Raw genomic sequence first — 12,700 nt, forward strand, 5'->3', positions numbered from 1 at the left:
AATCCACACGCGTTCTGCTACACAACATCCACAAGGATTCTTAAGCGAAACCCCCAACAGTTGAAGACCCTTCGACGAAGAAGGGTCCGAACACGGTCGCCTCGGTGGCGTCGCCGCAGGCCCGGTTGTTGATCGCGACGGTCTGCATCGAGGCGCCGAGGGTGTCGGAGAGCAGGATGAACTCCTGCCGCCTGTCGTCGGTGATGTGGCCGACCTCGGTGAGGAACGCGATCGCCGCGGCCCACTCCTCCTCGGTCGGGCGGACCTCCCGCAGGAACGCGTGCAGATGCTCGACCAGCGAGACCATCACCTGCTTCAGGCGCGGGTCCCCGCACTGGCCAAAGGAGCGGACGACCCGCTGAAGGAGTTCCTCCTCCCGGGCCTCCTGCTCGACGGACACGGGCGGCCGGGGCGTCTCGTGCTCGGCCCCGGCGGACCCGGTGCGGACGTCGGTCATGACGGTTCGCTCCCTTCCCAGGCTGCGTGCAGCAGCGCGGTGATGTCGCCCTCCGTGACGGGTGCGGGGTTGCCGGCGGGGATCGCGGCCAGGATCGGCGCGAGGGCCTTCGCGATTCCTTCCTCGGGCATGCCGTAGTCCCTGAGTGCCTTCGGCGCGTCCAGCCTGGCGCGCAGCGCGGCCAGGCCTTCCGAGGCGGTCGCGCTGCCGAAGGCCTGCGCGATGCGCCGCTCGGCCTCGGGGGCGTGGGGTGCGTTGAAGGCGAGTACATGGGGCAGGACGACGGCGTGGGTCTGGGCATGCGGGAGATGGAACATGCCCCCCAGCACATGGCAGATCTTGTGGTGCAGGCCCGAACCGGCGCCGGCGAAGGAGACCGCGGCGAGGTAGGCGCCGTAGAGGGTCTGCCCGATCCCCTCCGTGCTCGCCGGGTCCGCGGCCACCACGGGCAGGCCGACGGCCAGGGCGCGGACGCCCTCCCCCGCCAGCACCCGGTCGATCGGGTCGGCGCGCGGCCCCCAGAAGGCGTCGACGCAGTGCGCCATCGCGTTCAGGCCCGACGCCACGGACAGCTCGCCCGGGAGGCCGGTCAGCAGGTCGGCGTCGTACACGATCGAGCGGGGCAGCACCGCGTCGTCGACCCCGGTGGTCTTGGTCTCGCCCTCGGTCAGGCCCCACACGTTGGTCGCCTCGGATCCGGCGTAGGTCGTGGGCACGGCGACGATCGGCAGGCCGGTGGTCAACGCCACCGCCTTGGCCAGACCCGTGGTCGAGCCACCGCCGACGCTGACCAGTACGTCGGCGCCGGACGCGGCGACCGCCTCACGGGCACGCCGGGCGACCTCGACCGGCACGTGCATCACGACCTCGTCGTGGCGCACGGCGACCGGGATCTCCCGCGCGATCGGGTCGGCCAGGGCCGCCCCCCGGTCGGAGGCGATCAGCATGGCCTTCCGCGCCCCCAGCGCCGCGACCTCGCCGGCCACCGCGCCCGCCGCCTCGCCCGGAGCGAACACCACGCGCTGCGGCAGCGTCTCGTGAAGGAACTTCATGGCACGTTCTCACCTCTCGGAGGGGTCTCACCCAGGGGGCCCGGCACGCGTCACCGCCGGGCGGTGGTCATGTCGTCCGGCTCCCTGTCCGGGTCGTACTCGTACGAGGTTCTACCCCGCGAGGCTCACCGCCCGTGCCGTGGAACGGGCTCGCCGGCCGCGGTGGGTTCCCGGCGGCGGCCGCGTACGGCGACGGCGGCGAGCAGCGCGAGGACGACGGCGGCGAACCACGTCGTCGCGTCGGACAGGCTCATGGACCGGCTGGCGGCGCCGAGGCCGACGGGCAGCAGCGCGACGCCGAGGTAGGAGGCCAGGAACAGGCCGGCGAGGGCTTCGCCGCGCCGGGCCGGCGCCGCCGCGTCGGCCACCTGTCCGACGGCGGACTTGAACAGCACGCCCGCGCCGGCCCCGGCGATGATCCCGGCGAGCAGGAACACGGGCAGGCTGGCGAGGTGGATACCGGCCGCGAGGACGGCCATGCCCAGGGCCTGGGCGAGCAGCCCGACGTACCAGCGCGCCCGGACGCCGAGCCGGCCGGTGCCCGTCTGGGCCGCCGCCGCGGCCGCGAACACCGCGAACACGACCAGTCCGGCGAGCGCCCGGGACGGGTGGTGCAGGGTTCCGCCGACGAAGCCGGGGACCACGGAGGTGAACAGGCCGAAGACGGCCATGGAGGTGAAGCCGGCCGCGGCGGCGGTGAGGAATCCGGGTACGCCGAGAGCGATCCCGGCCCGCTGCGGGCGGTAGGCCGGCCGGACGGCGGGCCTGGCGACGGTCTCGGGCATCGGCGCGAGGGCGGCCGCACCGGTCAGCAGCAGCACGACGAAGACCGCGTACGGCAGCCGCAGCGGCGCACCCAGGTACTGGGCGAGGACCCCCGTGACGACGGGTCCGAGGCCGAGTCCGCCGATGTTGGCCGCGGTCGACACGACCTCGAACCGCCGTGCCGAGGCGCCGGGCCGGTGGGCGCTGTGCAGCTCGTGGAGATACGCGGTGGCGGTCGCCGTGAGGATGCCGACGCCGAGACCGGTGACCAGCCGGGCGACGACCAGTACCGGCAGGGACGGCGCGGACAGGAACAGGGCGGCGGCGAGCAGCTCCAGCGCCAGAGCCGACGTCATGACCTTCTTGCGGCCCAGCCAGTCCGAGACGTGCCCGGCGAGCAGCAGACTGACCAGCACTCCGACCGCGTAGACCGCGAACACGATGGTGACCGTGAACGTGGAGAACCCGTCATGGGCCTGGTACAGGGGATACAGCGGGGTGGGAACGGTGGAGAACGCCATGGCCGTCACGAACACCGCGGCGACCGTCCAGAACCCCGCGCCGTACCGCAGTGCGGTGCCCGGACGCTCGGGCGCCCGGGACTTCCGGGCGGACCCGCCGCGCTCCGTACGGAATCCACCGTCCAGGACGGGAGTGCTCCGAACCGGCCCTGCCCCTTCGTTCACCTCGTTCACCGCCTTTCCGTGCTTTTCCTGCCAACAAGCGGATGGAGTCGCTTTTTCCCTTTACGCGGAGATAATCCGAGATGATGGTTATCTGTGGGGGAGATGGCCCAGGGAAGGCCGGCCATGGATCTTCGCGAGATGACGGTCGTCGTCGCGGTCGCCGAGGAAGGCGGGTTCAGCGCCGCGGCCCGGCGTCTGCACGTCGCGCAGTCCGCGGTCTCCAGCACCGTCCGCACGCTGGAGCGCGAGCTCGGCGCGGCGCTGTTCCACCGCACCACCCACCGGGTGTCCCTGACCCCCGCGGGGCGCGCCTTCCTGCCGGCCGCCCGCGCCGCCCTGCGCGCCGCCGAGGAGGCCAGGGTCGCGGTGGACGTCGTCCAGGGCGAGTTGCACGGAGAGATCACGATCGGCGTGATGCAGGGCCTGCACGGCGGCCTCGCCGCGGCGCTGGCGGACTTCCACCGGGAGCATCCGGGGGTGGTGGTGCGGCTGTGCCAGGCCCCGGCCGGGGACATCCCGCAGGCGCTGCGCGAGGGTGCCGTCGACCTGGCGGTGACCGCCCTGGACACCCCGGTGCCGCGCGGTCTGACGACCCGGCTGCTGTCGCGGGAGGAGATGGTCCTGGTGACCGCCCCGGCGCAGGACGGCCTGCCGTCCGGGGGTCCGGTGACGCTGGCCGAGGCCGCCGGGCTGCCGCTGGTGGACTTCTCCCCCGGCTGGGCGGTGCGGCACCAGGTCGACAGGGCCTTCCGGGCGGCGTCCCTGGACCGTACCGTCACGTTCGAGGTGAACGACCTGCTCGCGGCCGCCGATCTCGTCCGGCACGGCCTCGGCGTGTGCATCATGCCCCCGTCGCTCGCCGCCCGGTTCCCGGAACTGCCGGTACGCCCCTTCGCCGGGCGCGCACCGGCCTGGACCGTCAGGGTCGTCCACCCGCGCGGAGACCTGTCGCCCGCGGTCGCCGCGTTCCTGCGCCACGTCAGACAGCTCCGTGTGCCCGATGGCTGAGGTGGAGACCGGTGTGCGGCCCGGGTGCGCGCCGGATGGCGAGGAGCGCGGCGTCGTCCCCGAGAGCCCCGTCGGTGTGGGCGAGGAGATCCTCCACCACGTGCTGCACCAGGGTCCCGGGGCCGCACCTGGCCCACTGGGCGACCCGTTCCTCCAGCGGGTAGAAGGCCCGGCTGCGGTCGCGGGCCTCCACCACACCGTCGGTGTAGAGGAGGAGGGTGTCACCGGGCCGGAACGAGAAGGCATGCAGGTCGTAGGCGCCCGGACGCAGGCCCGACATGCCCAGCGGAGGCGCCGGGCGGGGGCTCGTCATGGCGACGACGTGCCCCTGTCTGATCAGGAAGGGCGGCGGGTGCCCGCAGTGGACGACCCGGGCCACGGGGCGGTGTTCGGGGATCTCCAGCAGCAGCGCGGTGATGAAGTGCTCCTGGGCCTCCTCGTCGGCCTCCGGGTATTCGGCGAGGTAGCGGCAGACGCTGCGGTCCAGGGCCTCCGCGAGGGCGGGCAGCGTGGGGTGGTGGTGCGCGGCCTCCTGGAACGAGCCGAGCAGCGTGGCCGCCTCTCCGATCGCGGCCAGTCCCTTGCCCCGCACGTCGCCGACGATCACCCGCGCACGGTCGCCGGTGCGGGTCACCGCGTACAGGTCGCCGCCGATGCACGCCTCCTTCTCGGCTGCCAGGTACGAGGAGGCGATGTACAGGTCACCGAGGTGGTCGGGCAGCGGCCGCAGCAGGGCTCTCTGGGCGGCCTCGGAGACGGACCGCACCCGGGCCAGTTCCTCCGTCCGCAGGTCCCGGATGTAGCACACGACCACGGAGAAGGCCGAGAGGATGGCGAGCGCGACGAGCTGCGAGATGTGGTTGGCGTCGTCCAGTCCGCCGTTGAGTACGGCGATGACCGCCTGCGCCCCCACCGCCAGGGCTCCGATCAGCCCGGTGAGCAGGTAGCCGCCGAACGAGGCGGTGATGGCGGGTGCCACGACGAGCAGGGGCCCGAGGTGGATGGATTCCGGCGAGTGGAGATCCGCCAGGGTGATCACGACGATCAGCGCCAGCGGGATCGTCACCAACGCGTGCCGCGACGGCCATGGCTGCCGCGGCCGGACGAGGCGCTGCCCGATGTGCATGGTTCCAATGTGCCCCACTCGCGCGAAACCTGACCCGGCGCTCTCGCGTCCGACGGGCCGGCCCGGAGCGTGGCGGCGTGTTCACCCGCGCTGCCGGGCCGTGCCGACCATGGCGGACGGGTCGACGACGCGGTCGAACTCCTCGGCGGTGACGTAGCCGGAGGCGAGTGCGGCCTCGCGCAGGGTGGTGCCCTCGTCGTCGGCTCGGTGGGCGATGGCCGAGGCCTTGTCGTAGCCGATGACCGGGGAGAGCGCGGTGACGAGCATCAGTGACCGGTCGACGTACCTGTCGATCCGGTCACGGTTGAGCCGCGTGCCCTCGATGCAGTACTGGCGCAGCTTGGTGCAGGCGTCCGTGAGGATGGTGGCCGCGTGCAGGAAGTTGTTGATGACGATCGGGCGCATGGCGTTGAGCTCGAAGTTGCCCTGGGAGCCGGCGAAGGCGACGGCGGTGTCCTCGGACAGCACCTGGATGCAGACCATGACCATCGCCTCGCACTGGGTCGGATTGACCTTGCCCGGCATGATCGAGGAGCCCGGCTCGTTCGCCGGGAGGTTCAGTTCGGCCAGGCCGCAGCGGGGTCCGGAGGCCAGCCAGCGGATGTCGTTGGCGATCTTCATCAGTGGCACGGCCAGCGCCCTCAGCCCGGCGGAGGCGCCGACCATGGCGTCCAGACCGCCCTGGGCCGCGAACTTGTTCTCGGCCGTGGTGAACGGGAGGCCGGTCGCGGAGGCGATCTCGGCGGCGACCTGCTCGCCGAATCCGGGCGGGGCGTTGAGCCCGGTCCCGACCGCGGTGCCGCCCATGGCCAGCTCGTACAGCCCCCGTGCGGAACCGGTGACCCGGTCGGCCGCCTGGTCGAGCTGGTGGGCGTAGCCGGACCACTCCTGTCCGGCGGTGAGCGGCACGGCGTCCTCCAGGTGGGTGCGACCGGTCTTGACGACGTCGCGCCACTGCTCCGCCTTGGCCTCGATCGCCTGCTGGAGTGCGCGCACGCTGGGCAGCAGGCGCTCGCGGACGGCCTTGAGGGCGGCGATGTGCATGGCGGTGGGAAAGGTGTCGTTGGAGGACTGCCCCATGTTGACGTGGTCGTTGGGGTGGACGGGTGTCTTGCTGCCCAGTTCGCCGCCGACGAGCTGGATGGCGCGGTTGCTGATGACCTCGTTGGTGTTCATGTTGGACTGCGTGCCGGACCCGGTCTGCCACACGTACAGCGGGAAGTGGTCGTCGAGTTCACCGGCGATGACCTCGTCCGCGACCTTCTCGATCAGGCTGGCCTTCCAGGCCGGCAGCCGTCCGGCCCGCCCGTTGACGATCGCGGCGGCCTTCTTGACGTGGCCGTAGGCGTGGTAGACGGCCTTGGGCATCCGGTCGTCCCCGATGGAGAAGTGGATCAGCGAGCGCTGGGTCTGCGCGCCCCAGTACCGGTCGGCCGGGACGTCCACGGCGCCCATCGAGTCGGTCTCCCGCCGGGTACCGGCGGCGTGCAGGCCGACGGGCAGGTCGAGGATCTTCGGAGCGCGGTCTGCCCGCGGGTCGCCGTCCGGGGTCGCGCCGGGGCCGGGCGGCGGTGTCATGAATCCGCCCCGCCCGGGTAGACCGGCTGCCACATGGCTTGACGGACCGCCTGGTCGGCGTCGGCGGGTTCGCGGGCGGCGACGCCCTCGCCGACCGCCGCGCGGACCACGGCCGCCGCGGTGAGCGCCGACGACTCCCGCAGGTTCTCCACCGGCGGAAGCAACGAGGCTCCCGGCACGGAGACGTCGACCTGGTCGGCCACCGCCTGCGCGGCCGCGAGCAGCATGCCGGCGGTCACGTGCGACGCACGCGAGACGATCGTGCCCAGCCCCAGGCCCGGGTACAGCAGCGCGTTGTTGGCCTGGGCGATCCGGTAGGTCACTCCCGCATGGTCCACGGGCGCGGTGGGGATGCCGACGGCGACCAGGGCCTTGCCCCGGGACCAGGCGATGACGTCGGCGGGCATGGCCTCGATGCGCGACGTGGGGTTGGAGAGCGGGAAGACGATCGGCCGCTCGGTGCCGGCGGCCATGGCCTCGACGACCTCGCGGGTGAACGCGCCGTGCACGGTGGAGGTGCCCAGCAGGATGGTCGGCTCGACCCGGCGCACGGTCTCCAGCAGGGTGATCGCGCCGCCGTCGCCCGCCCAGCCGGCGACCTCCCCCGGGTCGCGGGCGTACGGCCGCTGGTAGTCCCGCAGATCGGCCATGTCCCCGGTGAGCAGACCCTGTTTGTCGATCAGCCACACCTGTGCGGTGGCCTGCTCGCGGCCGGCGCCGTCCCGGATCATGGCGTCGCGCAACTGGTCGGCGATGCCGACCCCGGCGGTGCCGGCGCCGAACACCACGAGCCTTTGGTCGCGCATCGGCACACCGCTGACCTTGACGGCCGACAGGGCCGCGGCCAGGGTGATCGCCCCGGTGCCCTGCATGTCGTCGTTGAAGATCCGGTAGGCGTCGCCGTAGGTCTCCAGGATCCGCCGGGCGTTGCTGGGGCCGAAGTCCTCGAAGTGCAGCAGCGCGCCGGGGAACATCGACGCGGCGATGCGCAGGAACCTCCCGATGAACGCGTCGTAGTCGGCGCCGCGCACCCTGTGGTGCCGGTTGCCCAGGTAGAGCGGATCGTCCAGCAGGGACGCGCGGTCCGTGCCCACGTCCAGCGACACGGGGATGACGCGGCGCGGGTCGATGCCGGCGGCGGCCGTGTACACGGCCAGCTTGCCGACCGAGATCTGGATCCCGCCCACACCCCAGTCACCGATGCCCAGGATCTCCTCCGCGTCCGTGCACACGATCAGGTCCACGTCCTCGGCCCCGAGTCCGAGCGTGGCGAAGGCCTTCTCGATGTCCTGCGGGCGGTCGACGGACAAGAAGACACCCCGGGGGCGGCGGTACTCGTGGGAGTACTTCTCGATCGCCTCGCCGACCGTGGGGTCGTACACGATGGGCAGCAGATCCACGAGGTGGTCGGTGAGCACCCGGTAGTAGAGGGTTTCGTTGCGGTCGTGGAGCTGCTCGAGGAACACGTTCTTGGCCAGGTCCCCGTCCTGGGCCTGCAGCTGCTCGTAGGCGCGCCGCGCTTGCTGCTCGAGCGTCAGCACCCCCGACGGCAGGCGCCCGGTCAGGCCCAGCTCGTCCCGTTCCGCCTCGGTGAACGCCACCCCGTGGTTCAGCAGTGGATCCGCCAGGGCGTTCGGAGGGGCGGAAGTCCGCACGATGCTCTTGGTCATGATGGTTTCCCCATGTGCGTAGCGATGCGCGCGCCGCTCGGCGGCCCCGCACCAGGACAGTCGTCCGCCGGTATCTCCACCGTGCGCACACAGCTCCCACCGGCGCTCGTCGATCTTGGGTGGGTCGCGCGGCAGGAGCAGCAGGCGGGGCGCCGCCGGAGGGGACGAGCCGCCGGACGCAGATCCGGGCGGGGTCCGACTGACCAGGCGGCAGTGGGGAGTTGGCTCAGGAGGCGGGCTCCCCGCGGTCTGCGGACGAGGAGGCCGTCGCCGACGGGACGGCGAAGAAGACCAGCGCCGCGAGGGCCGCCACGGTCGCCGCGAGCGCCAGGGCGCCGGGGAGGGACCAGGTCGCGACCGGTCCGGCGACCGCCGCGCCGACGGCGAAGCCGGTGATCTTCAGGCTGGCGCCGGTGGTGAAGATCTGGCCGCGCAGGTGCTCCGGGGCCTCCCGGTGGCGGACCGCGAACAGGGCGGCCAGCTGCGGTCCTTCACCGGCCCCGAGGACGACCGCGGCCACCATGAGCACAGTCGGTCGACCCGATGTGGCACAGGCCAACGCGGCAGCCTGGACAAGGGCACCGGCCCAGACGACGGTGTCGGGCGCGAGCGGGCGCGGGGACCGGGCGAGTACCGCGTTGGCCACCAGGGCGGAGACCGCCGCGCAGGTGAGCAGTACCGCGCCACGGGCGGCTCCGCCCAGGGCGCGTTCGCCCAGGAGCGGGACGCAGGCCGTCAGCATGCCCTGGGCGGCACAGGTGACGATCGAGGTGAGGGTCGCCCGGGCCAACGACGGCCTTCCGGCGACGACCCTCAGTCCGGCGGCGAGATCGCCGATCACCGAGACGGCCCCGGCGTCCCGCGCCCGACCGGGACGGGCGGGCAGCAGCCACGCGGCGGGCAGTGCCGAGACGATGAGCGCCGCGGAGACCGCCACCGCCGACGGGGCTCCCAGCCCCTGGGCCACGACACCGGCGAGTGCCGGACCGGCCAGGCTCGCCAGGCTGAACGTCATGGCGTCGAGCGCGTTCGCCCGGGGCAGCCGGTCGCCCGTCACCACCCGGGGAAGCTGGGCTGTCCACCCACCCGACAGGGCAGGTCCCAGCAGCCCCGTCACCACGGCGATCAGGACGGTGGCGGCGAACGGCAACCGGCCGAGCCCGACCAGGATCAGGCCCAGGCCCGCCGCGTACAGGAGAAGGGTCGCGGCCACCAGGCGGCCCGGTCGTCGCGCTCTGTCGAGGAGCACCCCGAGCACCGGCCCTCCCGCCGCCGCGGAGACGGTGACACCCGCGAGCAGCGACGACGCGTCCGCGGTCGACCCGGTCAGGGCGAACCCCGCCAGCATCAGCGCCGGTCCCGACATCTCGTCCCCGGCACGGGCTGCCACCGCTCCGGCGAGATAGGAGCCCACCGAGTAACGCTTCTTCATCGCAGAGACGTTACGGAGGTAACTCAAAGGTCGGCAACATGCGTTACATTGCGCGGGTGTCCCCCACCCCCGACGCCCCCGGAACCCACGGCGCCCCCAGCACCCCGGGCACCCCCGACGACGGGTCCACCCGGCACTCCGTGCTGACCACGGCTCGACGAACCGCCGCCCTGCTCAACGTTCTCGCCGACAACCGCCCCGACCCGGCCGCCGTCGCCGACGTGCTCCGCGCATACGGTGAGGCGGAGCCCCTCGACCTCACCCCCCTGGATGTCAGCGGGATGTGTGCCGCCGCCGCCCTGCTGCGCGAGGTCTTCGCCGCCGAGCACGCCGACGGCGCCGCCGCCGTTCTCAACCGTCTTCTGCGGGAGCACACCGGGCCGCTCCGCCTGACCTCGCACGGCGGCGACAGCCCCTGGCACCCCCACCTCGACGGCGACGACGACGCCCCCTGGGACGAGTGGCTCCTCGCCTCGTCGTGCATGGCCCTGACCATCCTCGTCTGGGACAGCCAGCGTCCGCCCGGCGGGGTCTGCGCCTCCCCCAGTTGCCGGAACGTCTTCATCACCCGGGGCAGCGGTTCCGAACGCCGCTACTGCTCCCGGCGGTGCGCGACCCGCGAACGGGTCGCCGCCCATCGGCGCGGCCGCTCCGCCGGGCGGCGGGGTACACAACGTCAATGAAATAGACGCGATGAAAAAATAATGGTCAGAGAGCCTGCCGGGTGGCCGGACTGCCCGGTGACAGCCTTCGGGCGCGTTAGGATCCCGGCATGGCGAACCTTCGTGAGGCGCAGAAGCAGATGACGCGCCGACTGCTCCTGGAGTCGGGACTCGAGCTGTTCAAGACGAAGGGGTACGCCGCCACCACGGTCGACGACATCGCGACCGCGGCGGGCACCACACGGGTGACCTTCTACGCGTACTTCCCCTCCCGCAGCGAACTGATGAAAGCCCTCATCGACGAGCAGCTCAACGAGGCGCTGGAGCGGGTGCGCTCCCCCGAGCACGGCTCCACCGCGCAGGGCCTCGTCGCGACCGTCGCCGACGGTTCACCGGAGGCGATCACGGCGTGGCTGCGGCGAACGGCCGACAGCTGGCCGGCGATCCGGCCGATCATCCGCGTCGCCCGTGACGCCGCGGCGGTCGATCCGGAACTCACCGATCTGGTCGAGCGATGGCTGGAGGAGGCCATCAGCGACATCGAGGACGGGCTGGCGAGGGCCGGCCGTCTCGAACCCCACCAGCGCCACTTCCGGGGCGTCCTCGCGATGGCCGAGCTCGACTTCGTCGCGCAGAACTGGCATCGCGCCGACTGGGGGCTCAGTCGTGACCAGATGCTCGACGAGCTCAGCGCCAGCTGGGTGCGGCTCCTGACCTGACCGGACGCGCGGCCGGGCACGCGGCCGGCGTCGACGGTGCGTGACGACGCCGAAGAGCAGCGCCCGAAGACCAACCCGATCGCGGTCGAGGAGTTCATGTCCGCGTAGGAGCACGGAAGCCGGCCCGGATGTCCGGGCCGGCTGTCCTGTCGTACGGGGGTGCGGGCCGCCGCTCAGCGGCGGGTGTCCCTCACGGAGCGCCGCTCCCCGTCGCCGTGACCGCTTCCCGCAACGGCTCGTCCCCCGCGTCCTCGAATCAGTCCTGGAGGGAGTCCTCGAGGGCCGCCGAGGACAGCGGGATCGGCGTGAACATGGGGGGCTCCTCGTCCGGTTGCAGCGCGGTCGGGCCGTACACCCAGTCGGTGAAGGAGTAGTCATAAGGGTCCCGCGCCCGCATGATCGCGTTGCGCTGGAGCCGGGACCCTCCATCGAGGTGCCACAGCTCGCCCCACGCGCGGGCCGTGGTCTGCACCCGACGGCAGTGCTCCACCCGCACCGCCTCGTAGGCCGCCAGCGCGGCGTCCCAGTCCGGTCGGACGCCCGCCGGAGCCGCCTCGGCCTGCCGGGCGTAGTGCCGGGCGAGCACCCAGCCGTCCTCGATCGCCATGATCGCGCCCTGCGCCATGTACTGCAGCGGCGGGTGCGCAGCGTCGCCGAGCAGGGCGATGCGCCCGTGCACCCAGGTCGCGACGGGGTCGCGGTCGAGCATCTGCCACCAGCGGTCCCGCCACATCAGCGGAATGCCCTTGCGCACGGTGTCGCAGGTGGCCTCGAAGGCGGCGTCCAGCTCGTCGGGAGTGCCCCAGTCGGCCCGACCGGCCAGGGCCTTGGGCGACCGGAACACGGCGACCTGGTTGAACATGTCGCCGCCGCGCAGGGCGTACTGCACGAAGTGGCAGCGGGGGCCGACGTAAACGGTGACGTCCTTCTCCGCGACACCGTTGTCCCGGACCTGCTCGATCGGGACGGCTGCGCGGTAGGCGACGTAGTCGGAGCTGACCACGTCGTCGCCGACGAGCTTGCGGCGGGCCACCGAGTGCAGCCCGTCGGCGGCGACGACCAGCGGCGCCTCCTCGGTGCTGCCGTCCTCCAGACGGATCAGGGCGCCGTCCTCGGTGTGCTCGTAGTCGACGACCGTCCGGTCGGTCAGCAGCTCGACACCGGCGCGCTCGCAGGCACGCAGGAAGATGCCGTGCAGATCGCTGCGGTGGATCACCATGTACGGGAAGCCGTAGCGCCGTTCGAGGTCGCGCAGGTCCAGCCGGGTCAGCTCCCCGGAGTCGAGCGCGTCCCGCATCACCATGTTCTCCGGGACGACGCCGAGTGTCCTGGCCTCGTCCAGCAGTCCGTACTCGGCGAGGATGCGGGTGCAGTTGGGCGCGACCTGCAGGCCGGCGCCCACCTCACCGAACTCCGGGGCCCGTTCGAGGACCCACACCCGCAGTCCCTGGCGGGCCAGGGCGTAGGCGGTGCTGAGGCCGCCGATGCCGCCGCCGACCACAAGGACGTCGGGCCGCCCGGCGGGGCTGGTTTCAGGGTTCATGA

General features: G+C 72.6%; 10 protein-coding genes and 1 pseudogene. 3 read left to right on the forward strand and 8 right to left on the reverse strand.

Annotated elements, in window-relative coordinates; genetic code table 11:
- Positions 1-55: 55 nt before the first annotated feature.
- From ACTYVM_RS21860 to ACTYVM_RS21870, 3 genes and pseudogenes are all read right to left on the reverse strand, one after another.
- Positions 56-457 (reverse strand): annotated as a pseudogene (locus ACTYVM_RS21860) (dioxygenase); the annotation flags it as partial.
- A complete protein-coding gene (locus ACTYVM_RS21865) occupies positions 454-1,509 on the reverse strand; it encodes a maleylacetate reductase (protein WP_445527541.1) in 1,056 nt (351 codons plus the stop codon). The pseudogene ACTYVM_RS21860 and the gene ACTYVM_RS21865, both read right to left, overlap by 4 nt.
- A 125-nt stretch (positions 1,510-1,634) precedes the next feature.
- Complete coding sequence (locus ACTYVM_RS21870) at positions 1,635-2,969, reverse strand: MFS transporter (RefSeq protein ID WP_445527542.1); 1,335 nt, start codon at positions 2,967-2,969, stop codon at positions 1,635-1,637.
- 114 nt (positions 2,970-3,083) lie between these two features.
- On the opposite strand from ACTYVM_RS21870, the gene ACTYVM_RS21875 reads away from it, so the two are divergent.
- On the forward strand, positions 3,084-3,968 hold the full coding sequence (locus tag ACTYVM_RS21875; protein ID WP_445527543.1) for a LysR family transcriptional regulator: 885 nt from the start codon (positions 3,084-3,086) through the stop codon (positions 3,966-3,968).
- On the opposite strand, the gene ACTYVM_RS21880 is transcribed toward ACTYVM_RS21875, so the two are convergent.
- From ACTYVM_RS21880 to ACTYVM_RS21895, 4 genes are all read right to left on the reverse strand, one after another.
- On the reverse strand, positions 3,940-5,094 hold the full coding sequence (locus ACTYVM_RS21880) for a PP2C family protein-serine/threonine phosphatase (protein ID WP_445527544.1): 1,155 nt from the start codon (positions 5,092-5,094) through the stop codon (positions 3,940-3,942). The genes ACTYVM_RS21875 and ACTYVM_RS21880 overlap by 29 nt on opposite strands.
- A gap of 81 nt (positions 5,095-5,175) precedes the next feature.
- Positions 5,176-6,672, reverse strand: a complete 1,497-nt coding sequence (gene fumC / locus ACTYVM_RS21885; RefSeq protein WP_445527545.1) for a class II fumarate hydratase — start codon at positions 6,670-6,672, stop codon at positions 5,176-5,178.
- Positions 6,669-8,342, reverse strand: a complete 1,674-nt coding sequence (locus ACTYVM_RS21890) for an NAD-dependent malic enzyme (protein ID WP_445527546.1) — start codon at positions 8,340-8,342, stop codon at positions 6,669-6,671. The genes fumC and ACTYVM_RS21890 overlap by 4 nt, the downstream gene beginning before the upstream one ends.
- A 226-nt stretch (positions 8,343-8,568) precedes the next feature.
- Positions 8,569-9,774, reverse strand: coding sequence for an MFS transporter (locus ACTYVM_RS21895; RefSeq protein WP_445527547.1), 1,206 nt, complete (start codon positions 9,772-9,774; stop codon positions 8,569-8,571).
- A gap of 38 nt (positions 9,775-9,812) precedes the next feature.
- On the opposite strand from ACTYVM_RS21895, the gene ACTYVM_RS21900 reads away from it, so the two are divergent.
- Complete coding sequence (locus ACTYVM_RS21900; RefSeq protein ID WP_445527548.1) at positions 9,813-10,457, forward strand: CGNR zinc finger domain-containing protein; 645 nt, start codon at positions 9,813-9,815, stop codon at positions 10,455-10,457.
- A gap of 89 nt (positions 10,458-10,546) precedes the next feature.
- Positions 10,547-11,155, forward strand: coding sequence for a TetR/AcrR family transcriptional regulator (locus tag ACTYVM_RS21905; protein WP_445527549.1), 609 nt, complete (start codon positions 10,547-10,549; stop codon positions 11,153-11,155).
- 256 nt (positions 11,156-11,411) lie between these two features.
- On the opposite strand, the gene ACTYVM_RS21910 is transcribed toward ACTYVM_RS21905, so the two are convergent.
- Positions 11,412-12,698 carry an FAD-dependent oxidoreductase gene (locus ACTYVM_RS21910; protein WP_445527550.1) on the reverse strand — a complete coding sequence of 429 codons (1,287 nt, stop codon included), beginning with the start codon at positions 12,696-12,698 and terminating at the stop codon, positions 11,412-11,414.
- Between the last annotated feature and the right edge of the window lie 2 nt (positions 12,699-12,700).

The organism is Streptomyces cyslabdanicus (assembly GCF_052663305.1).

Excerpts from the sequence above, each read along its gene's own strand:
- ACTYVM_RS21865 (WP_445527541.1), bottom strand. The coding sequence starts at position 1,509 with ATGAAGTTCCTTCACGAGACGCTGCCGCAGCGCGTGGTGTTCGCTCCG.
- ACTYVM_RS21875 (WP_445527543.1), top strand. The coding sequence starts at position 3,084 with ATGGATCTTCGCGAGATGACGGTCGTCGTCGCGGTCGCCGAGGAAGGC.
- ACTYVM_RS21880 (WP_445527544.1), bottom strand. The coding sequence starts at position 5,094 with ATGCACATCGGGCAGCGCCTCGTCCGGCCGCGGCAGCCATGGCCGTCG.
- fumC (WP_445527545.1), bottom strand. The coding sequence starts at position 6,672 with ATGACACCGCCGCCCGGCCCCGGCGCGACCCCGGACGGCGACCCGCGG.
- ACTYVM_RS21890 (WP_445527546.1), bottom strand. The coding sequence starts at position 8,342 with ATGACCAAGAGCATCGTGCGGACTTCCGCCCCTCCGAACGCCCTGGCG.
- ACTYVM_RS21895 (WP_445527547.1), bottom strand. The coding sequence starts at position 9,774 with ATGAAGAAGCGTTACTCGGTGGGCTCCTATCTCGCCGGAGCGGTGGCA.
- ACTYVM_RS21900 (WP_445527548.1), top strand. The coding sequence starts at position 9,813 with ATGCGTTACATTGCGCGGGTGTCCCCCACCCCCGACGCCCCCGGAACC.
- ACTYVM_RS21905 (WP_445527549.1), top strand. The coding sequence starts at position 10,547 with ATGGCGAACCTTCGTGAGGCGCAGAAGCAGATGACGCGCCGACTGCTC.
- ACTYVM_RS21910 (WP_445527550.1), bottom strand. The coding sequence starts at position 12,698 with ATGAACCCTGAAACCAGCCCCGCCGGGCGGCCCGACGTCCTTGTGGTC.